Annotated in this window: 16 protein-coding genes; 8 read left to right on the forward strand and 8 right to left on the reverse strand. The window is 61.9% G+C overall.

The genetic code is table 11. The features are described 5' to 3' along the window. The 3 genes from BT179_RS22905 to yjiA all read left to right on the forward strand — a co-directional run. On the forward strand, positions 1-1,965 hold a 1,965-nt coding region (locus tag BT179_RS22905), incomplete at its 5' end, for a carbon starvation CstA family protein (protein ID WP_072431146.1). Positions 1,966-1,981: 16 nt separating this feature from the next. Continuing rightward, positions 1,982-2,179 carry a YbdD/YjiX family protein gene (locus tag BT179_RS22910; protein WP_072390895.1) on the forward strand — a complete coding sequence of 66 codons (198 nt, stop codon included), beginning with the start codon at positions 1,982-1,984 and terminating at the stop codon, positions 2,177-2,179. A 269-nt stretch (positions 2,180-2,448) separates the two neighbouring features. Continuing rightward, on the forward strand, positions 2,449-3,417 hold the full coding sequence (gene yjiA / locus BT179_RS22915) for a GTPase (RefSeq protein ID WP_072432007.1): 969 nt from the start codon (positions 2,449-2,451) through the stop codon (positions 3,415-3,417). 154 nt (positions 3,418-3,571) lie between these two features. Here the strand turns inward: yjiA and BT179_RS22920 are convergent, their stop codons facing one another. The 3 genes from BT179_RS22920 to BT179_RS22930 form a co-directional block, all read right to left on the reverse strand. Then, on the reverse strand, positions 3,572-4,117 hold the full coding sequence (locus tag BT179_RS22920; RefSeq protein ID WP_072432006.1) for a hypothetical protein: 546 nt from the start codon (positions 4,115-4,117) through the stop codon (positions 3,572-3,574). A 228-nt stretch (positions 4,118-4,345) separates the two neighbouring features. Continuing rightward, entirely contained in the window at positions 4,346-5,599 is a 1,254-nt protein-coding gene (gene glyA, locus BT179_RS22925; RefSeq protein ID WP_053153674.1) for a serine hydroxymethyltransferase, read from the reverse strand. A 230-nt stretch (positions 5,600-5,829) separates the two neighbouring features. After that, entirely contained in the window at positions 5,830-9,678 is a 3,849-nt protein-coding gene (locus tag BT179_RS22930) for a bifunctional diguanylate cyclase/phosphodiesterase (protein ID WP_072432005.1), read from the reverse strand. Between the two features lie 334 nt (positions 9,679-10,012). Between BT179_RS22930 and ettA the strand changes: the two genes are divergently transcribed. Next, entirely contained in the window at positions 10,013-11,677 is a 1,665-nt protein-coding gene (ettA, locus tag BT179_RS22935; RefSeq protein ID WP_072398583.1) for an energy-dependent translational throttle protein EttA, read from the forward strand. A gap of 160 nt (positions 11,678-11,837) precedes the next feature. On the opposite strand, the gene BT179_RS22940 is transcribed toward ettA, so the two are convergent. From BT179_RS22940 to BT179_RS22955, 4 genes are all read right to left on the reverse strand, one after another. Then, positions 11,838-12,329, reverse strand: coding sequence for a GreA/GreB family elongation factor (locus BT179_RS22940; protein WP_072398584.1), 492 nt, complete (start codon positions 12,327-12,329; stop codon positions 11,838-11,840). A 71-nt stretch (positions 12,330-12,400) separates the two neighbouring features. Beyond that, positions 12,401-12,757 (reverse strand): hypothetical protein, encoded by a 357-nt coding sequence (locus BT179_RS22945; protein ID WP_072432004.1) that lies wholly within the window; start codon positions 12,755-12,757, stop codon positions 12,401-12,403. A 110-nt stretch (positions 12,758-12,867) separates the two neighbouring features. After that, the gene (locus tag BT179_RS22950; RefSeq protein ID WP_072432003.1) at positions 12,868-14,721 is read right to left on the reverse strand and encodes an Lnb N-terminal periplasmic domain-containing protein; all 1,854 of its coding nucleotides are present in this window, start codon (positions 14,719-14,721) and stop codon (positions 12,868-12,870) included. A gap of 93 nt (positions 14,722-14,814) precedes the next feature. Then, on the reverse strand, positions 14,815-15,303 hold the full coding sequence (locus BT179_RS22955) for a DUF3015 domain-containing protein (protein WP_024780764.1): 489 nt from the start codon (positions 15,301-15,303) through the stop codon (positions 14,815-14,817). 281 nt (positions 15,304-15,584) lie between these two features. Here BT179_RS22955 and BT179_RS22960 point away from each other — a divergent pair, with 281 nt between their 5' ends. From BT179_RS22960 to BT179_RS22975, 4 genes are all read left to right on the forward strand, one after another. Next, positions 15,585-18,023, forward strand: coding sequence for a Lon protease family protein (locus tag BT179_RS22960; RefSeq protein WP_072398587.1), 2,439 nt, complete (start codon positions 15,585-15,587; stop codon positions 18,021-18,023). A 306-nt stretch (positions 18,024-18,329) separates the two neighbouring features. Beyond that, positions 18,330-18,668, forward strand: coding sequence for a PA4575 family protein (locus BT179_RS22965; RefSeq protein ID WP_072398660.1), 339 nt, complete (start codon positions 18,330-18,332; stop codon positions 18,666-18,668). A 131-nt stretch (positions 18,669-18,799) separates the two neighbouring features. Continuing rightward, positions 18,800-19,288 carry a TIGR00645 family protein gene (locus BT179_RS22970; RefSeq protein WP_042731944.1) on the forward strand — a complete coding sequence of 163 codons (489 nt, stop codon included), beginning with the start codon at positions 18,800-18,802 and terminating at the stop codon, positions 19,286-19,288. Positions 19,289-19,494: 206 nt separating this feature from the next. Further along, positions 19,495-20,112, forward strand: a complete 618-nt coding sequence (locus tag BT179_RS22975; RefSeq protein WP_072398588.1) for a BamJ family beta-barrel-assembly machinery protein — start codon at positions 19,495-19,497, stop codon at positions 20,110-20,112. A gap of 148 nt (positions 20,113-20,260) precedes the next feature. Here the strand turns inward: BT179_RS22975 and BT179_RS22980 are convergent, their stop codons facing one another. Further along, positions 20,261-20,518 (reverse strand): PA4570 family protein, encoded by a 258-nt coding sequence (locus BT179_RS22980; protein WP_072398589.1) that lies wholly within the window; start codon positions 20,516-20,518, stop codon positions 20,261-20,263. Positions 20,519-20,527 lie beyond the last annotated feature (9 nt).

A 20,527-nucleotide genomic window follows, 5' to 3' on the forward strand; every position in this document is an offset into this window, starting at 1 on the left:
ATCAACGCCCTCTGGATCGTCGTCGCAGCCGTGGCCATCTACCTGGTCGCCTACCGCTACTACAGCCTTTTCATCGCCAACAACGTGATGCAACTCGACGCGCGCCGGGCCACTCCCGCCGTGCTCAATAACGATGGCCTGGACTATGTCCCGACCAACAAGCACATCCTCTTCGGCCACCACTTCGCGGCGATTGCCGGCGCGGGGCCGCTGGTCGGGCCGGTGCTGGCGGCGCAGATGGGCTACCTGCCCGGCACGCTCTGGCTGATCGCCGGCGTGGTGCTGGCCGGTGCGGTGCAGGATTTCATGGTCCTGTTCCTGTCCACCCGCCGCAACGGTCGCTCCCTGGGCGACATGGTGCGCGAGGAAATGGGCCGTATCCCCGGCACCATCGCGCTGTTCGGCTGCTTTTTGATCATGATCATCATCCTCGCGGTGCTGGCGCTGATCGTCGTCAAGGCCCTGGCCGAGAGCCCGTGGGGGATCTTCACGGTGATGGCGACCATCCCGATCGCGATGTTCATGGGCATCTACATGCGCTACATCCGTCCGGGCCGCATCGGTGAGATTTCCCTCATCGGCGTGCTGTTGCTGCTGGGTTCGATCTGGCTGGGCGGGCAGGTGGCCGCCGATCCGGTCTGGGCCAAGGCCTTCACCTTTACCGGCGTGCAGATCACCTGGATGCTGATCGGCTACGGCTTTGTCGCGGCGGTGCTGCCGGTGTGGCTGATCCTGGCGCCGCGGGACTACCTGTCCACGTTCCTCAAGATCGGTACCATCGTCGCCCTGGCGATCGGCATCCTGATCACCATGCCCGAGCTGAAGATGCCGGCGCTGACCCAGTTCACCGACGGCACCGGCCCGGTGTGGAAGGGAGGGCTGTTCCCGTTCCTGTTCATCACCATCGCCTGTGGCGCGGTGTCGGGCTTCCATGCGCTGATTTCATCGGGCACCACGCCCAAGCTGCTGGATAACGAAGTCAATGCCCGTTACATCGGCTACGGCGGCATGCTCATGGAGTCCTTCGTGGCGATCATGGCCATGGTCGCCGCTTCGGTGATCGAGCCGGGCGTGTACTTTGCCATGAACAGCCCGGCGGCCATCGTCGGGACCGACGTGGTGGCCGTGGCGCAGACCGTCAGCAACTGGGGCTTTGCCATCACGCCGGACGCGTTGCAGGCGGTGGCCAAGGACATCGGCGAAACCACCATCCTGGCCCGCGCCGGCGGTGCGCCGACCCTGGCGGTGGGTATCGCGCAGATCCTGCACTCGGTGCTGCCGGGTGAGAACACCATGGCGTTCTGGTACCACTTCGCGATCCTGTTCGAAGCGCTGTTCATCCTCACCGCGGTGGACGCCGGCACCCGTGCCGGGCGGTTCATGCTGCAGGACCTGCTGGGCTCGTTCGTGCCGGCCCTCAAGCGCACCGAATCCTGGCCCGCCAACCTGATCGCCACCGCCGGTTGCGTGGCACTGTGGGGCTACCTGCTGTACCAGGGCGTGATCGACCCGCTGGGTGGCATCAACACCCTGTGGCCGCTGTTCGGCATCTCCAACCAGATGCTGGCGGGGATCGCCCTGATGCTCGGTACCGTGGTGCTGATCAAGATGAAGCGCCAGCGCTACGTCTGGGTCACGCTGCTGCCGGCGACGTGGCTGCTGATCTGCACCACCACCGCGGGCCTGATCAAGCTGTTCGACGCCAACCCGGCGATCGGCTTCCTGGCCCTGGCGCGCAAGTACAACGATGCCCTGGCCGCCGGCCAGGTCCTGGCCCCGGCCAAGAGCGTGGAGCAGATGCAGCACGTGGTGTTCAACGCCTACACCAACGCCACGCTGACGGTGCTGTTCCTGTTCGTGGTCTTCAGCATCCTGTTCTACGCGCTCAAGGTCGGCATCGCCGCCTGGGGCACGAAAGAGCGCACGGACAAAGAAGCGCCATTCCAGGCCCTGCCGGACGCGTAACCAGAGGATTGCAACGATGTTCAATGACTTGAGTCGCCTCGGTAAATACCTCGGTCAGGCCGCCCGCCTGATGGTCGGCATGCCCGACTACGACAACTACGTCGAGCACATGCAAACCAAGCACCCGGACAAGCCGCTGATGGACTACGAGGCGTTCTTCCGCGAACGCCAGGAAGCCCGCTACGGCGGCAAGGCCGGGCCCAAGTGCTGTTGAACCGCTGATTGCCGGCGGATGATGCAACCCTTGTGGGAGCGAGCTTGCTCGCTCCCACAGTTGTTTCTGGGGGCTCAAGAAGTGCATACACCACAGACCCCTTTTGTGAGGTGACCTCAGGATTTGCTTACGCCACGGATCCCTTGTGGGAGCGCGCTTGCTCGCGATGGCGGAGTGTCAGTTAATGATAATGTCCACTGACCCGATGCCTTCGCGAGCAGGCTCATCCCCAAAAATTGCTTTCCTTTCAGCTATCAAGGAGATTCAGTTTGTCCTCTCCCATCCCGGTCACCATCCTCAGCGGCTTTCTCGGCGCCGGCAAGACCACGCTGTTGCGTCATCTGCTCAAGGCCGAGCACGGCCTGAAAATCGCTGTGATCGAGAACGAATTCAGTGATGCCGGCATTGATACCCAATTGCTGGGCGATGAGCCGGTGCAGGTCATGACCCTGGCCAACGGTTGCGTGTGCTGCACCATCCACACCGACCTGACCAAGGCCCTGTACCTGTTGCTCGAACGGCTGGACAGCGGCGAGATCGCGTTTGACCGGTTGGTGATCGAGTGCACCGGCCTGGCCGATCCGGCGCCGGTGGCCCAGACGTTTTTCATCGATGAGGAACTGCGTGAGCGCTACATTCTCGACGGCATCCTGACCCTGGTGGACGCGGCCCATGCCGACCTGCACCTGGCCCAGGCCATCGCCCAGGCCCAGGTCGGGTTCGCTGACTGTCTGCTGCTCAGCAAGACCGATCTGGTGGACGCTGCGCAAGTGCAAGCGCTTGGTGAACGCCTGACCCGTATCAACCGGCGGGCGCCCATCCGGGTCGTGGAGCACGGCAGGATCGATCTGGCCGAGCTGCTTGATATCCGCGGCTTCAATCTCAATGCCGACCTGGGCGCGGGATTCAGCCTGCGACCGGTCCTCAAGCCGGCCACGGCAGATCGCATCAGCAGCCTGGTATTGCGCACTGACAAACCACTGGACATCGACAGGCTCAGCACCTTCATGAACCAGTTGCTGGAAGACCATGGCAAGCAATTGCTGCGTTACAAGGGTGTGCTGAACATTGCCGGAGAATCCCGGCGCCTGGTGTTCCAGGGCGTGCTCAAGTTATACGGTTTCGATTGGGACACCGAATGGGCACCGGACGAGGCCAGGGAAAGCGTGATCGTTTTCATTGCCGATGAGCTGCCGGAGGAAAAAATCCGCGCAGGTTTCGAAGCCGTCCTGCTTTGATGTTCCCCAGACTGCGGGCGTTGTCCATTCAGGTTTGCTCCGTGCAACGTCCGGCCCGCCTTGCCCGGCCAAGGGGCAAACCCCATGGCGAGGAGACGAATCCCTCGCCATCAGGATCCGCCAGCGTTGACCGTTCGTCATTCTCGTTGCGGGCTCAGGAGCGTTTTTTATCGACGACGCTCAGGATGAAGGTTATCCGGGATTTCTCTTCCGTTTCAGCGAGGTATATATAAGGCGAACCGCGTACTTTCATGCCGCCTATATACTTCTTATTGGCTGTCATCAGTGAAACAGGCAAATGACGCGCGTTGATATCGGCCCGCGTGATGACTGTGTCCTGATGGTCGATCAGCGTGAATGCCGTGGGCGTGTCAATGTTCGGGTCATTTACCCCCAGTACTTCGAGCCAACGGATGCCAATCAACTTATTGTAATGCTCGCCTCGGTTTCTGATGTGCAGCCTGTAGCCATCTGCCGTGGCGCTGAAATGCAGTCTCAGCGGTCGTGGTGCCGCGCCTTCTGCATTGGCTCGCAAGCCCAGCAAACTCGAGTGGTCCAGGGTCTGTGGCCTGCCGGTGAAGAACCCGCCGCTGAAGGAACTGACGGAGGCCAGTGCAGGCTTGCCATGGAGTACTTCCAGCAGGTTTACGTGGTTATCGGGCAGGCGGAGGGTTGCATCAAAAGAAAGATTACTGTCCATGTAATATTCGAATCCTTTGTGAAGTTCACGAGTTGTAGCGTTGTTCGGGGTCGATATTAATGGAATTTCCCAAGGCTATTGCCGGTCGGTGTATTGCAAGGCGTAAAGTGTTAAGGAGTGGAAGTTTCTGAATGGTTTGGAGTTATTTGCCCACTCCAGGGCGGCATTGAATGAAAAAGGCCCGCATCTTTCGATGCGGGCCTTTTTAATGACGGTTGAACGGGCTGATCAGGCGCCGTATACCGGCAGTTTCTTGCAGATGGCCTTGACCTTCTCACGTACGGCGTCGATGACCGCTTCGTTGTTCAGGTCGGCCAGGATGTCGCAGATCCAGCCAGCCAGTTCCTTGCACTCGGCTTCCTTGAAGCCACGAGTGGTCACGGCCGGAGTACCGAAGCGCAGGCCGGAAGTGACGAACGGGGAGCGTGGGTCGTTTGGCACCGAGTTCTTGTTCACGGTGATGAACGCCTTGCCCAGCGCGGCGTCGGCGTCTTTGCCGGAGATGTCCTGCTTGATCAGGGACAACAGGAACAGGTGGTTCTCGGTCCCGCCGGACACCACGTCGAAGCCGCGCTCGATGAACACGCCGGCCATGGCCTTGGCATTCTTCACCACCTGCTGCTGGTAGGCCTTGAACTCAGGCTGCAGCGCTTCCTTGAAGCAGATCGCCTTGGCAGCGATGACGTGTTCCAGGGGGCCGCCCTGGGCGCCCGGGAATACGGCGGAGTTCAGCTTCTTCTCGATGTCGGCGTTGGCGCGCGCCAGGATCAGGCCACCACGTGGACCGCGCAGGGTCTTGTGGGTAGTGGTGGTGACCACGTCGGCGAAAGGCACCGGGTTGGGGTAGACACCAGCGGCGACCAGGCCGGCCACGTGGGCCATGTCCACGAACAGGTAGGCACCGACCTTGTCGGCGATTTCGCGGAAACGGGCGAAATCCAGAACCTGCGAATAGGCGGAGAAGCCGGCCACGATCATTTTCGGCTTGTGTTCGAGGGCCAGACGCTCGACTTCGTCGTAGTCGATCAGGCCGTTGCCGTCGATGCCGTACTGGATGGCGTTGTACAGCTTGCCGGAGGACGAAACGCTGGCGCCGTGGGTCAGGTGACCGCCGTGGGCGAGGCTCATGCCCAGGATGGTGTCACCGGCCGACAGCAGGGCCAGGTAGACGGCTGCGTTGGCCTGGGAGCCGGCGTGGGGCTGGACGTTGGCATAGTCGGCGCCGAACAGTTGCTTGGCGCGGTCGATGGCCAGTTGCTCAACTACGTCTACGTACTCGCAACCACCGTAGTAGCGCTTGCCCGGGTAGCCCTCGGCGTACTTGTTGGTCAGAACCGAGCCTTGAGCTTCCATCACCGCGGGGCTGGTGTAGTTTTCCGAAGCGATCAGCTCAATGTGCTCTTCCTGGCGCTGAGCTTCTTGCTCCATGGCGGCAAAGAGATCGGCGTCGTACTTGGCAATAGTCAAATCACGGCTGAACATGGCGGTCCTCAAGGATCGGGGGCAGAAAAGGGGGGCATTCTAACCCAACCGGTTTTGGAAGGCATATGAAAGGACGTCATGTCGCGGACGAATGGGATTCAAGCGCCATGCTGCGTGGCCTTGGCGGGCCCTATCGCGAACAAGCTCGCTCCCACAGGGTGATAGGCACGCAGGTCAACATGTGGGAGCGAGCTTGCTCGCGATGAGGCCACCACAGGCACCGAAGAACCTCAGTCGAGCATGAACAACGCATCATTGCTGAACTGTGCTTCGAACCGATTGGCCGGCATCGGGCGGCCGAACAGGTAACCCTGGACCTCATCACAGCCATGTTCGCGCAGGAAATCGAGTTGTTCGTGGGTCTCGACCCCTTCGGCGATCACCGCCAGGTTGAGGCTGTGGGCCATGGCGATGATCGCCCGGGCGATCTGGGCGTCCTGTTCGCCGGAGGGCAGGCCATCGACGAAGGTCCGGTCGATCTTCAGCACGTCGATGGGGAATTGCTTGAGGTAGTTGAGCGACGAATAGCCGGTGCCGAAGTCATCCACGGCGATGCTCAGGCCGAGGTTCTTCAATCCGGCCAGGATCTGCATGGCCTCGCTGACCTCACGCATCAGGATACTTTCCGTCAGTTCCAGCTCCAGGCAGGCCGGCGGCAGGCCGGTGCTGCGCAGGATGTTGGCGATGCGCGTGCCGAGCTGGCCGTCGGAGAACTGCCGGGCCGAGATGTTGACCGAGACCTTCGGCACCCGGACCTTGGCCTGGTGCCAGGTCTTGAGCTGCCGGCAGGCCTCGCTGATGACCCAGTCGCCGACATCCACCACCAACCCGAGCTCCTCCAGCACCGGGATGAAGTCCCCTGGCGGCACCAGCCCGCGGCGCGGATGACGCCAGCGCAGCAGGGCCTCGGCGCCGGTCAGGCGTTTGCCGTCGCCGCTGAACTGCGGTTGGTAATACAGCACGAATTCGTTCTGTTCCAGGGCGTGGCGCAAGTCGCTTTCCAGTTCCAGGCGCTCCAGGGCGCTGGCGTTCATATCGGCCTGGTAGAACTGGAAGTTGTTCTTGCCGCGTTCCTTGGCGTGGTACATGGCCGTGTCGGCGTTTTTCATCAATTGGCTCAGTTCGTTGCCGTCCTGTGGGCTCAGGGCGATACCGATACTGGCGGTGACGAAGAATTCCCGGCCTTCGAGGACAAATGGCCGGACCAGGCTGGCAAGGATCTGTTCGGCGACGTTGATCGCCCGGTTCAGCGCCATTTCCCGGCTGGCCCGTGGTTGCAGCAGCAGGGTGAACTCGTCGCCGCCCATGCGGGCCACGGTGTCGTCGTCGGCGACGCAGCCCAGCAGCCGGGTTGCCATCTCCTTGAGCATCCGGTCGCCAGCGGCATGGCCCAGGGAGTCGTTGATCGGCTTGAAACGGTCCAGGTCGAGGAACATTAGCACCACCCAGGTCTTCTGCCGTTCGGCCGATTGCAGCGCGGTATGCAGGCGGTCCTGGAACAGCGTGCGGTTGGGCAGGTGGGTGAGGGCGTCGTAATAGGCCAGGCGATGAATGCGCTGCTCGCTGGCCTTGCGCTCGCTGATGTCGCTGAAGAAACACACGTAGCTGGCCAGGTCGCCTTCGTCGTCCAGCACCGCCGTGATGCCGACCCAGGCCGGATAATGCTCGCCGTTGCGGCGCTTTAGCCAGACTTCGCCTTCCCAGGTGCTGTGCTGTTGCAACTGTTTGAGTACGTAGCGCAGGTGGGCTTCCTGCTGGTCGTCCACGGTCAGCATGTTGGGCAACTGGTCGAGCACCTGCGACACCGCGTAGCCGCTGACACGGCTGAAGGCTTCGTTGGCCTGGACGATATAGCCGGCCGGGTCGGTGATCAGGATCGCCGACGTGGAGTGCTCGAACACCGTGGCGGCCATGCGCAGGTCCTTCTCGGCGCGCCGTTGCTGGCTGATATCGCGGCCGACGCCGAGTACGCCTTCGAATGCGCCCAGATCGTCCCACACCAGCACCAGTCGCAACTCGATAGGGATTTTGCGGCCGTCGGCCCGCAGACAGTCGAACAGGAACAACTGGGTCTGCATCTGGTTGCGCAGCTCGGCCAGTTGCTCGGGCTTGTCGAGGGCCTTGCTCAGGCGGTCCATCAGGGTGTAGATGCCGGTCAGCTGTTGCGGATTGGCGATGGTCGATTGCCAGCCGTTCTGGAAGATCCAGTCAGCGTTATAGCCCAGCACGGCTTGCACTGACGGGCTGACGTAGTTGAGCGAAAGCTTGTTGTCGGTGGAGAAAATCACGTCGCTGATGCTTTCGGCGAGCATCCGGTAGCGCTGCTCGCTGTCGCGCAGCGACTCACTGGCTTCGATCTGTTCGGTGATGTCCTTGGCCACGCCGATGATCCGCGTCACCTGGTCGTGACGGTCCCGGGCCAGGGCCTGTTCGCGGATCTCGAAACGGCGCCACTTGCCATTGCGATGGCGAAAGCGCAACTGGCACTGGAGCAATTGGCTGTAGCCGCCTCGTCGTTGCTCCTGGCGCAGGTCCTGATAATGGTCGGCGTCGTCGCTGTGCAGCAGGATTTCCCAGAAGTACTCGCCCATCTGGTGCAGTTCGGTACGGTCGTACCCCAGGGTCTGGCCCAGGTGGTGGTTGCTGAAGATCATCCGCTGGCTGATGACGTCCTGCACATAGAGGTGGTCCGGCACGGTGCGCACCACGTCGGACCAGAAGCCTTCGCGTTCGAGCAGGGAGAGTTCGATCAGCTTGCGGCTGGTGATGTCGTTGATGCTCAGGATGACGGCGTTGTAGTCCTCCTGTTTTTCCGGCAGGCGCAAAACCAGCCACAGGTGTTGATCGCGCCCATGGGCGTCCTGGAGCTTGATTTCCAATTCCAGTTGCTTGTGGGGATCGAGCAGGGCTTCCAGGAGTTTCGAACCGACGGGGCTGCTGTCCTGGGGGCCGTTGCCCACCAGCAGTTGCCAGGCCTGCCCGCAGGAATCGACATTGAGCAACCGCAACGCCATCTGATTGACTTCGGTGATGCGCACTTCCTGCTGCAACTGCTCGAGTTGGTGCGGGACTTTCATCCAGGTGCGCAGTTGATCGCCGTTATGCAGGCCGGCCTTGGCGAAGAATGACTTGAGCCCCGACAGATCGAGTACGCACAAGGCCACGCCGGTGCCTTCGAAGATGTCTTGATAGCGCCGGCGACCTTCGTGCAACTGCCGTTGACGGCGGCGCATGTTGAGCAGCGCGATCACCGGCAGCATCGAGAAAGCCAGCCCCAGCAGGCACTTGCCGATGAAGGCCGGCAACAGTTGCTCGAGCACCTGCCGGCGGTCGAACAGCCCGCGCAATTGCCAGTCGCTGCTGCTCAGGGGCACGGTCAATACGGTATTGTCCAGATCCTCGGGCGACAGGTGTACCGGGGTGACCGAAGGGTGGCTCTCGTCGCGGCTGATGATCTGCCGGTTGAGGCGGTTCTCCACCAGCCACAATGGACGCAGGCCTGTATCGGCCTGCTTGGTCAACGTGGCGAAGAAGCTTGGGGTCAGGCGCAGGGCCCAGTAGCCGCGAGTACTGCCGGAAGCCTGGTGCAACAACAGGTGCACCACGGAGCCGTCGTCGGCATTGCTGAAATAGTGCGCCTGGGCGTGGCTGCGGCGCACCAGCTCGGTCAGGTAGCTGGCGTCGTGGCTGTCGGCGTCGCTGTCGCTGAGCACCCGGCCGGAGGGGCTGAGCAACGCCAGGCTGCGCAGTTCAGGCAGCGATTGCTGGAGTTTGCGCAACAGGGCCTGCTGTTCGTCGGCCGTTTGCGGTTGTTCGACGATCGGTAGCAGGTTGAGGGCGATCTGCGCATTCAGGGCCATGTTCAGGCTGACTTGCGCGGCCAGGTCGGCGGTGTAGTCGATGGTGTACTGGCGTTGTTGCTGCTGGGTAACACGCAATTGGTCGAGCAACTGCCAGAAGAGCAATCCGAGCAGCAGCAATACCAGCGTGGCCAGGGCGCCCTTCAATGTCCCGCGCAGGGGCGAGCCAGGCACAGCATCCGGTGCACGTGGGGACAGAGTCGGTGTGACGTTGGACAAGCTGTAATCCTGCAGTTTGCTGGACTGGCGCGACGTGCACTATAAGCTGGACGCCCGAAGGGCGGCTAGCATGCCTTGAGTTGTGGCAAAGTGCCAGTCCCTGGCGGCTGGACCTTGACGGACGGTTGAGGTAGCTTTGCCGGTCAAACCAGGCTTTGTAAGAAAGTTCGCCGAACGGCGGTCAGGCAAGCCGCAGGCACCTTTCCTACAAACCCAGGAGCGCACGCTCAGACTCCCAGGCTTTATCTGCCCGCAGGCATTGATGACCGTCAACTGCCGGCGCCGCGCATGGCCCGGCTCGTTCTTTTCACCTGTCACAGACGCTAGGTTCACCATGGCTCAATACGTCTTCACCATGCATCGGCTGAGCAAAGTTGTTCCGCCGAAGCGGGAAATCCTGAAAAACATTTCATTGTCATTTTTCCCCGGCGCCAAGATCGGCGTGCTGGGCCTCAACGGTTCGGGTAAATCCACGCTGCTGAAAATCATGGCCGGCGTCGATAAGGAATTCGATGGCGAAGCCCGCCCGATGCCGGACCTGAACATTGGTTACCTGCCTCAGGAACCGCAACTGGATCCGACCAAGACCGTTCGTGAAGTGGTCGAGGAGGCCGTCAGCGCGATCAAGGACGCCCAGGCACGCCTGGATGAGGTCTATGCCGCCTACGCCGACCCGGACGCCGATTTCGACAAGCTGGCCGCCGAACAGGCCAAGCTGGAGGCGATCCTGCAGGCCAGCGACGGCCACAACCTGGAGCGCCAGCTGGAAGTCGCCGCCGATGCGCTGCGCCTGCCGGCCTGGGACGCGAAGGTCGAACACCTGTCCGGCGGTGAAAAGCGCCGTGTGGCCCTGTGCCGCCTGCTGCTGTCCGCTCCGGACATGCTGCTGCTCGACGAACCGACCAACCACCTGGACGCCGATTCCGTCGCCTGGCTCGAACATTTCCTGCACGACTTCCCGGGCACCGTGGTGGCGATCACCCACGACCGTTACTTCCTGGACAACGTCGCCGGCTGGATCCTGGAACTCGACCGCGGCGCGGGCATTCCTTACGAGGGCAACTATTCGGGCTGGCTGGAAGCCAAGTCCGAGCGTCTGGCCCAGGAATCCAAGCAGCAGTCGGCCCATGAAAAAGCCATGAAGGAAGAGCTGGAGTGGGTGCGCAAAGGCGCCAAGGCCCGCCAGTCCAAATCCAAGGCTCGTCTGCAACGCTTCGAGGAAATGCAGTCCCAGGAATTCCAGAAGCGCAGCGAAACCAACGAGATCTACATCCCGGCCGGTCCGCGCCTGGGTGACAAGGTCATCGAATTCAAGAACGTCACCAAGGGCTACGGCGATCGCGTGCTGATCGACAACCTGTCGTTCTCCATGCCCAAGGGCGCCATTGTCGGCGTGATCGGTGGTAACGGTGCGGGTAAGTCCACGCTGTTCCGCATGCTGATGGGCAAGGAGACGCCGGATTCGGGCACCATCGAAATCGGTGAAACCGTACAACTGGCCTGCGTCGACCAGAGCCGCGAAGACCTGGATGGCAGCAAGACTGTGTTCCAGCAGATCTCCGACGGTTCCGACCAGATCCGCATCGGCAGCTATGAAATTCCGTCGCGCACCTATGTGGGGCGCTTCAACTTCAAGGGTGGCGACCAGCAGAAGTTCGTCAAGGACCTGTCCGGCGGTGAGCGTGGGCGTCTGCACCTGGCGCTGACCCTGAAGGAGGGTGGCAACGTCCTGCTGCTCGACGAACCGTCCAACGACCTCGACGTCGAAACCCTGCGTTCCCTGGAAGAAGCCCTGCTGGACTTCCCGGGCGCCGCCATTGTGATCTCCCACGACCGGTGGTTCCTTGACCGCGTGGCGACTCACATCCTGGCGTACGAAGATGACTCCCAGGCGGTGTTCTTCGAGGGCAACTACACCGAGTACGAAGCCGATCGCAAGAAACGCCTCGGCGAAGCCGCTGCCCAGCCGCATCGTGTACGGCACAAGAAACTGGCCTGATCAGCCTGTGGAACTGTTGTAGGCGTGGCTTGCCTGTGCAGGCGTCGGTTCATTCAACCTCCGTGTTGCCTGTTCCGCCGCCTTCGCGGGCAAGCCCGCCACGATGCTTGCGCTAGCTCATAATGCCGTGTTCGAAAGGGCCTGGCGGAGGCCATGAGGGTTACCCCGGCTCTATTGCCAGCACTTCGATCGCCAGATCCCCCACCGGTCGTTTCCAGACCACTTCTTCTCCGACCCTGGCTCCCAGCAATGCCCGTCCCAGGGGCGAGCCCCAATTGATCAGCCCACTGGCCGCATCGGCCTGGTCTTCGCCCACCAATTGCACCCGCTGCTCGTGATCATGCTCGTCGACAAAGGTCACCCAATGTCCGATCCGCACCTGGTCCGATGACGTTGGCGTCACCACCTGTGCACTTTTCAAGCGCTGGTTGAAATAGCGCAGATCCCGTTCGATATCCGCGATGCGCTGCTTGTCCGCCTGCTCCTGCCTGGCCGTCTGTTGGCTGTGCAGAGCCTGCAACTGGGCGACCCGGGCCTGCAGTTGGGCAAGCCCGGCGGGGGTGACGTAGTTGATCTGCGCGCTGACCTGGCGTTCGACCGGCTGATCGGCCTGGGCCGCGGCGTTGTCTTCGTTGACGAAGGCACGACTCATGGTTTTTCTCCTTTCCTGGAGTTTGGGCCATGCTGGCAGGCTTTTGGTTTCCCCGAATGCCTGTATGCGACTCACTGCGAGCGATAAGCCCGGGCGGCGTCCCGATCCTTTTCCTGCTGCCAGGCCCGCTCGCGCTCGTCCCAGTGCCGTTCGCGGTAGGCATCGCGCTCTTCGCTTTCGCGCATGGCCAGGCATTGGCGCGAGCCATCCTGCCAGCCTTCGGCGTAATAGGCGTCCTTGAGGTAGCGTGGAACGTCCTTCCTGAACTGGCCGGTGATCACGCCGGCTGCCTGACGGCCACTGCTGCAACCATCATCGAAGCCGTCGGCGAACGCTGGAGGAAAGCCCCGTGCGATCAGGTCCTGGTGGGTGGTTTCACAGCCACCGAGCAGCATCAGCACAGCCATTACCGTCACTACGCGCCTCATCGATCGCCCTGCCTTGCCCATTCATGGGAGAAAGTCTAGAAGTCGATTTGTCGGGCCGACGTGAAAGCGTTGTGATGAATCCGTTCACCGAGCGAGCGGTCGTGGGCCGATCAATAGTGGTACCACTTGACCTCCAGCATCACCTCGTTCTCCGGCGAGGCCAGGTGGCTGAACTCGCGCTGTGCACTCAGACGCAGACCAAGGTTGCGGGACAGTTCCCATTGTTGATTCAGGCTCACGCTGCGGCGTACCTCTCCATTGGTGAAGTAGTCGCCCTTGGCTTCCAGGCTCAGGTTGCCCAATGGGTTTTTCCACAGCACGCCGCTGTTGAAGCCGGCGGCCGGGGCGATGAACTGAGCGAAGTCATTGTTGTGTTCCACCCGCACCGTGCCCAGGGCAAACCCGAGCACGTCCTCGCCCAGCGCCCAGGTGCCACCGGCACCGCCATTGACGTGGCTGACCAGGGTTTCATCGTCATGCTTGCCCGGCACTCGCTCCAGGCCTCCCGTGACCTGCCAGGACCACGGCTGTAGCAGCTCGTTGCGCGGGGTCAGGGAGCGAATGGTCGCCAGGTCCAGTTGCTGGACCTGCCAATCGTTGCCTTCGTACTGGCGCAGTTTCAACTGCAGGATCTCGATCTGCGCCCCCAGCGGGAAACTCTCGGCATTGTCATTGAGGTCGTGGTAGGCCATGCGCAAGCCATATTCACCGAACGCCCGATCGCCCCGGGTACCAAGGCCGGCTTGCCAAGTGCGCGATTGATGACCGTCCTCGGGCAGACCCGGCTGCGGGATATCGAGCTCCGGGGCAGGATTGCGGTTGATGGCCCTCAACAGCTCGAAGCTGCGCTGGGCTCGCTGTGGGTCGCGCTCCTGACCATTGGCTCGGTACCGTTCCAGACGATAGGCCGCGTCGACCACCAGGGCCTGGCGCTCGCGAGGCAGTGCCCTGAACCCGGGCGTTTGCAGGTTCTGCTGGTCGGCGCTGACCTTCAGGACCCATTGCTGTTCGTCGTCATCGAGCGGCTCGGCACGGCTGAGCAGTTCCCGCTCGCGGGACGGCCGATACTGGATGCTCTCCACCAGGCCAGCGTCCTTCACGGCCTTGACGGTGTCGGTGGGAATCGCGGTCAGCGGGAACTGTTCGGTCAGGCGCAGGCCGGGGCGAGCCACTTGCAGCAGTTCCAGCAGGCGATAGGAGCAATTTTCGTCGAAGAAAAAGTAGTCAAACCGGATCTGCTTGAGCTCCCAGACATGCTCGACCATCCGCTCGGTTTCCGCCTGGCTCAGGTTGAGGCGGTATTCCCACAGGTCGCGGTTCTCCAGGCTGCGGTATTCAGAGAGCTTTTCCTGGTAGGGCACCAGGGCGAACAGGCCGGGATAGCCTCCCATCAGGCCTTTCCAGGCGTAGAGCAGGCTGTTGTCGGAGCCCTCGATGTAGGCGCCGAAGTTGATCGCGTAGCTGAGCAGGGCGGTCTTGTCGCTCTGCACGTCGGCCTGGTCGATACGCAACAGGGTGTGGCCGAACATCGACGAGGGGCTGTTCAGGTACGCCGCGGGAAAGATCATCACTGCGCTATGAGGAGAGACGTCCTTGAACCATTGGGTGAATTCGCTGCAGTTGACCACCGGCAGGTCCGTCAGGTTGAGCTGCGCCTTGAGCCATCGCGTGCGTGCCGGGTACACGCATTGGGCGTGCTGCTGGCCGGCGTCGGCCGGGCCGTACAGGGCTTGCAGCGTGGCGCTCAACTCGTGGTCGGGGTGTTCGTTGCCGTCAGGGGCAAGGAAGAATTTCTCGTCGTTGATATAGCTGCGCCAGCCGCCCAGCTTGGCGGTTTCGTAGTGGCCCAGGGAAATCCAGAAGGGGTCATTGGCCAGTTGCTGCAAACGTTGGGTGTCGACATGAGGCGCGGCGGACAACGGGGCGCACACACAGAGCGCCAGCCAGGCAAGGCGTTTGAGCATAGTCGGCTACTTGGAAAGTCAAAAAATAAAAAGACCGGAAGGGGGGCCTCGAAAAGAAAACCCGCTCCCCGAAAGGAGCGAGTGGGGTCGAGCTTAAGCTTGAGTAGCGTACTTGGCCAGGCGAGGATCGTTTTTCAGCACGGCCAGAGTGTTGGTATGCACATCTTCTGCGGTCACGTCAGCCTTGCTGAAGATCTGCTGGAAGTGCTCGTGGGTAACGGCGGAGAAGTGGGCACGGTCTTCCGGTGCCACACCCAGTACCACGGCATAGGTGGTCAGCGCTTCGCCCTGCCCCTTGGCCATGTCTTCGGACAGCTCGTTCATCATGCCATTCATGGCCAGCCAGGACTTGCCACCGTAGGTCAGTGCTGCGTTGGTGGAGCAACCATTGGTGCCGGAGGTCATGCCGAAGGTGGCGTTGCCGGAAGTGCCGTTGGTGGTGGATGCCAGGAAGTGAGCCGGGGTGCCACGCTGACCTTCGAACAGCATGTTGCCCCAACCGCAATCCGGACCGCCTGGCGCCTGAGCCATGGCGTTGAGGGATACAGCGGTGAAGAGAGTACCGAGAAGAATCCGTTTCATAGCTATGTTCTCTTTTATGTGCATACCAATCGGACAGGGTCTGGCCCGAAGGGCCAGGCGCCAGTGGGCCGGTTATTCATCCAGCCGCGCAAGTTGGAGTTTAGGCACGATCCGAGGGTTCCGTGACATTTTGCAAAAAACTATCCATAAACCCATGTATTTTCTGGCCCGCGCCCCGGGTGAACGTCTTGACTATGCTTTGGCCTGAGGCGCTCCTTGCCAGTGCGGTGCGGGGGGCGCCAGAATGCCGCTATCTGCCCCGCCTGATGTAAGGAAGCCCGATGCCTGATCCTGTTGCTGCCAGCCTGCGTCTAGCGCCCGAAGCGCTGACTCGTCCGTTTTCCGCTGAACAGTTCAGCTTCTCTACCACCAATGATCTGGAGCCCTTCCGCGGTGTGCTTGGCCAGGAACGTGCGGTCGAAGCCTTGCAGTTCGGCGTGGCCATGCCGCGCCCCGGTTACAACGTCTTTGTCATGGGCGAACCCGGTACCGGCCGGTTTTCGTTCGTCAAGCGCTACCTCAAGGCCGAAGGCAAGCGCATGCAGACCCCGGCCGACTGGGTCTACGTCAACAACTTCGACGAGCCTCGTGAACCCCGGGCCCTGGAGCTGCCTTCGGGAACCGCTGGCGCTTTCATCGCCGATATCAACGGCCTGATCGACAACCTGCTGGCGACTTTTCCTGCGGTCTTCGAACACCCGTCCTACCAGCAGAAAAAAAGTGCCATCGACCGCGCGTTCAACCAGCGCTACGACCGTGCCCTCGATGTGATCGAACGCCTGGCGCTGGAGAAGGATGTCGCGCTGTACCGCGACAGCAGCAACATCGCCTTCACCCCGATGAGCGAAGGCAAGGCCCTGGACGAAGCGGAATTCGCCCAGTTGCCGGAGGCCGAGCGCGAGCGTTTCCATGAAGACATTTCCAGCCTGGAAGAGCGCCTGAACGAGGAACTTGCCAGCCTGCCGCAATGGAAGCGCGAGTCCAACAACCAGTTGCGCCAGCTCAACGAAGAGACCATCACCCTGGCCCTGCAACCCCTGCTGGCGCCGCTTTCGGAGAAATACGCCGAGAACGCGGCCGTCTGCGGTTACCTGCAGGCGATGCAGGTCAACCTGCTCAGGACCGTGGTCGAGCAACTGGTGGACGACAGCAAGACCGACGCCATCGCCCGCAAGTTGCTGGAGGAGCAATACGCCCCGAGCCTGGTCGTAGGGCATCCGGCGAGCGGTGGCGCACCCGTGGTGTTCGAGCCGCACCCGACGTACGACAACCTGTTCGGACGCATCGAGTACAGCACGGACCAGGGCGCGCTCTACACCACCTACCGGCAGTTGCGTCCCGGCGCCTTGCACCGGGCCAATGGCGGCTTCCTGATCCTCGAAGCGGAAAAAATGCTTGGCGAGCCATTCGTGTGGGACGCCCTCAAGCGCGCCCTGCAATCGCGCAAGCTTAAGATGGAATCACCGCTGGGTGAGCTGGGCCGGGTGGCCACGGTGAGCCTGACGCCGCAACACATTCCGTTGCAGGTCAAGGTCGTGATCATCGGCGCTCGTCAGCTGTACTACGCCTTGCAGGACCTGGATTCGGATTTCCAGGAAATGTTTCGCGTGCTGGTGGACTTCGACGAAGACATCCCCATGGGCGACGAGAGCCTGGAGCAGTTCGCCCAGTTGCTCAAGACCCGCACCTCGGAAGAGGGCATGGCGCCTCTGACCGCCGATGCGGTGGCGCGCCTGGCCACCTACAGTGCGCGCCTGGCCGAACACCAGGGGCGCCTGTCGGCGCGCATCGGCGATCTGTTCCAGTTGGTCAGCGAGGCGGACTTCATCCGTCAGTTGGCCGGGGACGAAATGACCGATGCGGGCCACATCGAGCGTGCGCTCAAGGCCAAGGCCACCCGGACCGGGCGCGTTTCGGCGCGGATCCTCGACGATATGCTGGCGGGAATCATCCTGATCGACACCGACGGTGCCGCCGTGGGCAAGTGCAACGGCTTGACGGTGCTGGAGGTAGGCGATTCGGCATTCGGCGTACCGGCGCGGATTTCCGCCACGGTGTACCCGGGCGGCAGCGGCATCGTCGACATCGAGCGGGAGGTCAACCTGGGCCAGCCGATCCACTCCAAGGGTGTGATGATCCTCACCGGTTACCTGGGCAGTCGCTACGCCCAGGAATTTCCCCTGGCGATTTCCGCCAGTATCGCCCTGGAGCAATCCTACGGTTACGTCGACGGCGACAGCGCTTCCCTGGGGGAGGCCTGCACGCTGATCTCGGCCTTGTCGAAGACGCCGCTGAAGCAGTGTTTCGCCATCACCGGGTCGATCAACCAGTTCGGCGAAGTACAGGCGGTGGGCGGGGTCAACGAGAAGATCGAAGGTTTCTTCCGTCTCTGTGAAGCTCGCGGGCTGACCGGCGAGCAGGGGGCGATCATTCCCCAGGCCAACGTCGCCACCCTGATGCTCGATGAAAAAGTGCTGGCGGCCGTGCGGGCAGGGCAGTTCCACGTCTATGCGGTGCGCCAGGCCGACGAAGCGCTGAGCCTGTTGGTCGGCGAACCTGCCGGTGAGCCGGATGAAAACGGCGAGTTTCCCGAGGGCAGCGTCAACGCCCGGGTGGTAGAGCGACTGCGGGTGATTGCGGAAATGGTCAGTGAGGAGGACATCAAGGAGGCGGAGAAAGAGCAGGCGCAACAAGCGCTGGCAGAGACCAAGCCGGCCTGATCGACTGCCGTTCACCTGGGGCTGATCGGGAGTGGGCTGGCTGGCCAAGGTGGTCGTTCGGTGAACATGCCGTTGACTGAAACACCGCCATTGCGAGCCAGCCCGCTCCCGCAATGATTGGGTCAACTCAAGAAAAGCCATCGCTTTGGCGTCAATATTCACACTATGACCATTCGGCGCATTCTGGTCTTGGTGGGCTTGCTGGCGGAACTTTTCTTCTATCCTCAGTTCAAGGATAGCGAGAGATCATCATCGGATCGAAACAGCCTCTCGGGGCTGAACACCGTATCACTGAGGGGCGCCGCCATGTCGCGCAACCTTTGCCTTACCCGTCAATGCCTGGGCCTGGTCACCCGGATCGAATGCGCCATCCGTCCGCTGGCGGGCGACAACGGCATGTGGACCTTGCTCTTTGCCGCCGGAATGGCCGGCGAACAACCTTCCGCTCTCAAGGCCCAAGGGCCTTTCCCAGGCCCGAATGCGGCCGAGTCCATCCTCGATACCATCGTCCAGAGCCTGACATTGCATGGCTACGAACTGGCCGACGACCCTCAGATCTGGTGCCTGCACATGCAAGCCCAGCTGCGTGAAATCAATGGCGGGCGCAGTCGCAACGGCGGCTTCGAGTTCCGTCCACCCCGTTGAGCGCCGGTGCCGGACCGTTTCATTAAGTAAGAATTTGATACAAGGGCAGGGCCCAGGGACGGGCCCGGCGTTTGTGGGGCAGATGGTGGCTGGTATACTCGCCGCCATTTTCAGCCCTGGTGTGAGAATCAATGGAACGCTTTATCGAAAACGCAATGTACGCCTCCCGCTGGCTGCTGGCGCCGATCTACTTCGGGCTGTCCCTGGGTTTGCTGGCGTTGGCGCTGAAATTTTTCCAGGAAGTCTTTCACGTCATCCCCAATGTGTTCTCCATGGCCGAGTCCGACCTGATCCTGGTGCTGCTGTCGCTGATCGACATGGCGCTGGTGGGTGGCCTGCTGGTGATGGTGATGATTTCCGGCTACGAGAACTTCGTCTCGCAACTGGACATCGATTCCGACAAGGAAAAGCTCAACTGGCTCGGCACCATGGACTCCTCGTCGCTGAAGATGAAGGTCGCGGCCTCCATCGTGGCGATCTCGTCCATCCACCTGCTGCGCATCTTCATGGACGCCAAGAACGTCGATCCCGAGCACCTGATGTGGTACGTGATCATTCACATGACCTTCGTGGTGTCGGCCTTTGCCATGGGGTATCTGGACAAGCTGACCAAGCACTGAGGCCAGCCCATCGTCCTGGCGCAGCGCCCGTCTGTCTAAAAAACAGGCGGGCGTTGTCGTTTCTGGCGGGGTATCTTTGATGCAAGGGCACGTCACCCGCCGCGGCATCTGTGCTAGTCTGCTCGCCCTTTTGGTTCCGGGCGCTTCGGGAGGCGCTGTGTCACGCACGGCGATTTCCCGAGCCGTCCGCATAGCGGAGCAGCACCATGTCCGAAGTTAACCTGTCCACCGACGAAACCCGCGTCAGCTACGGCATCGGCCGTCAGCTGGGTGACCAGCTGCGCGACAACCCACCGCCGGGCGTCAGCCTGGACGCGATCCTGGCTGGCCTGACCGACGCTTTCGCCGGCAAGCCGAGCCGTGTGGGCCAGGAAGAAATGTCTGCCAGCTTCAAGGTCATCCGCGAAATCATGCAGGCCGAAGCCGCCGCCAAGGCTGAAGCCGCTGCTGGTGCAGGTCGCGCTTTCCTGGCTGAAAACGCCAAGCGCGATGGCGTCACCACCCTGGCGTCGGGGCTGCAATTCGAAGTGCTGACCCAGGGCGAAGGCGCCAAGCCGACCCGTGAAGACCAGGTGCGCACCCACTATCACGGCACCCTGATCGACGGCACTGTGTTCGACAGCTCCTACGATCGTGGCCAGCCTGCCGAATTCCCGGTGGGTGGTGTGATTCCGGGCTGGACCGAAGCGTTGCAACTGATGAACGCTGGCAGCAAATGGCGCCTGTACGTGCCGAGCGAACTGGCTTACGGCGCTCAAGGCGTTGGCAGCATCCCGCCGCACAGCGTATTGGTGTTCGACGTCGAGCTGCTGGACGTCCTGTAAGACCCTGCCCGGTCTTGCACTGGGCAAATGCATGTGGGAGCCGGCTTGCTCCGGGCCGCGGTCCGATGAAGATGGACTGCCAGGCGACGTTGTCGTTAACGGCCACACGGCCTTCGCGAGCAAACCCGCTCCCCCATGAGCTGCGCATTCATCCGTGCAGCCTGCCATTGAAATCGCCAGTGGGGCGCAACGCCCGGGCGTAGCAGAACAGGAACAGATTGCGCACCAGCTCCTTGAGCACCAGCGGCTCGCTGGAGTTCAGGCTGTTGAGGTCCAGGTCACCCTGGTCCTGCAGTTCGCTCAGGGCTTCTTCCTCAAGTACCGCACAGACTTCCCCGGTTTCCCGATGCAGGATCCTGAGGTAGGGGTGTGGGCGGTCCAGCCAGGCATCGATCAAATAAGTCATGGTTCTCAT

Source organism: Pseudomonas sp. NFACC43 (assembly GCF_900119645.1).
In the GTDB taxonomy this organism is placed as follows: Bacteria; Pseudomonadota; Gammaproteobacteria; order Pseudomonadales; family Pseudomonadaceae; genus Aquipseudomonas.

What these genes read in the sequence shown, in the direction of transcription:
- BT179_RS22910 (WP_072390895.1), top strand. Translation starts at nt 1,982, where the DNA reads ATGTTCAATGACTTGAGTCGCCTCGGTAAATACCTCGGTCAGGCCGCC.
- BT179_RS22920 (WP_072432006.1), bottom strand. Translation starts at nt 4,117, where the DNA reads ATGGACAGTAATCTTTCTTTTGATGCAACCCTCCGCCTGCCCGATAAC.
- glyA (WP_053153674.1), bottom strand. Translation starts at nt 5,599, where the DNA reads ATGTTCAGCCGTGATTTGACTATTGCCAAGTACGACGCCGATCTCTTT.
- ettA (WP_072398583.1), top strand. Translation starts at nt 10,013, where the DNA reads ATGGCTCAATACGTCTTCACCATGCATCGGCTGAGCAAAGTTGTTCCG.
- BT179_RS22940 (WP_072398584.1), bottom strand. Translation starts at nt 12,329, where the DNA reads ATGAGTCGTGCCTTCGTCAACGAAGACAACGCCGCGGCCCAGGCCGAT.
- BT179_RS22945 (WP_072432004.1), bottom strand. Translation starts at nt 12,757, where the DNA reads ATGAGGCGCGTAGTGACGGTAATGGCTGTGCTGATGCTGCTCGGTGGC.
- BT179_RS22950 (WP_072432003.1), bottom strand. Translation starts at nt 14,721, where the DNA reads ATGCTCAAACGCCTTGCCTGGCTGGCGCTCTGTGTGTGCGCCCCGTTG.
- BT179_RS22955 (WP_024780764.1), bottom strand. Translation starts at nt 15,303, where the DNA reads ATGAAACGGATTCTTCTCGGTACTCTCTTCACCGCTGTATCCCTCAAC.
- BT179_RS22960 (WP_072398587.1), top strand. Translation starts at nt 15,585, where the DNA reads ATGCCTGATCCTGTTGCTGCCAGCCTGCGTCTAGCGCCCGAAGCGCTG.
- BT179_RS22965 (WP_072398660.1), top strand. Translation starts at nt 18,330, where the DNA reads ATGTCGCGCAACCTTTGCCTTACCCGTCAATGCCTGGGCCTGGTCACC.
- BT179_RS22970 (WP_042731944.1), top strand. Translation starts at nt 18,800, where the DNA reads ATGGAACGCTTTATCGAAAACGCAATGTACGCCTCCCGCTGGCTGCTG.
- BT179_RS22975 (WP_072398588.1), top strand. Translation starts at nt 19,495, where the DNA reads ATGTCCGAAGTTAACCTGTCCACCGACGAAACCCGCGTCAGCTACGGC.
- BT179_RS22980 (WP_072398589.1), bottom strand. Translation starts at nt 20,518, where the DNA reads ATGACTTATTTGATCGATGCCTGGCTGGACCGCCCACACCCCTACCTC.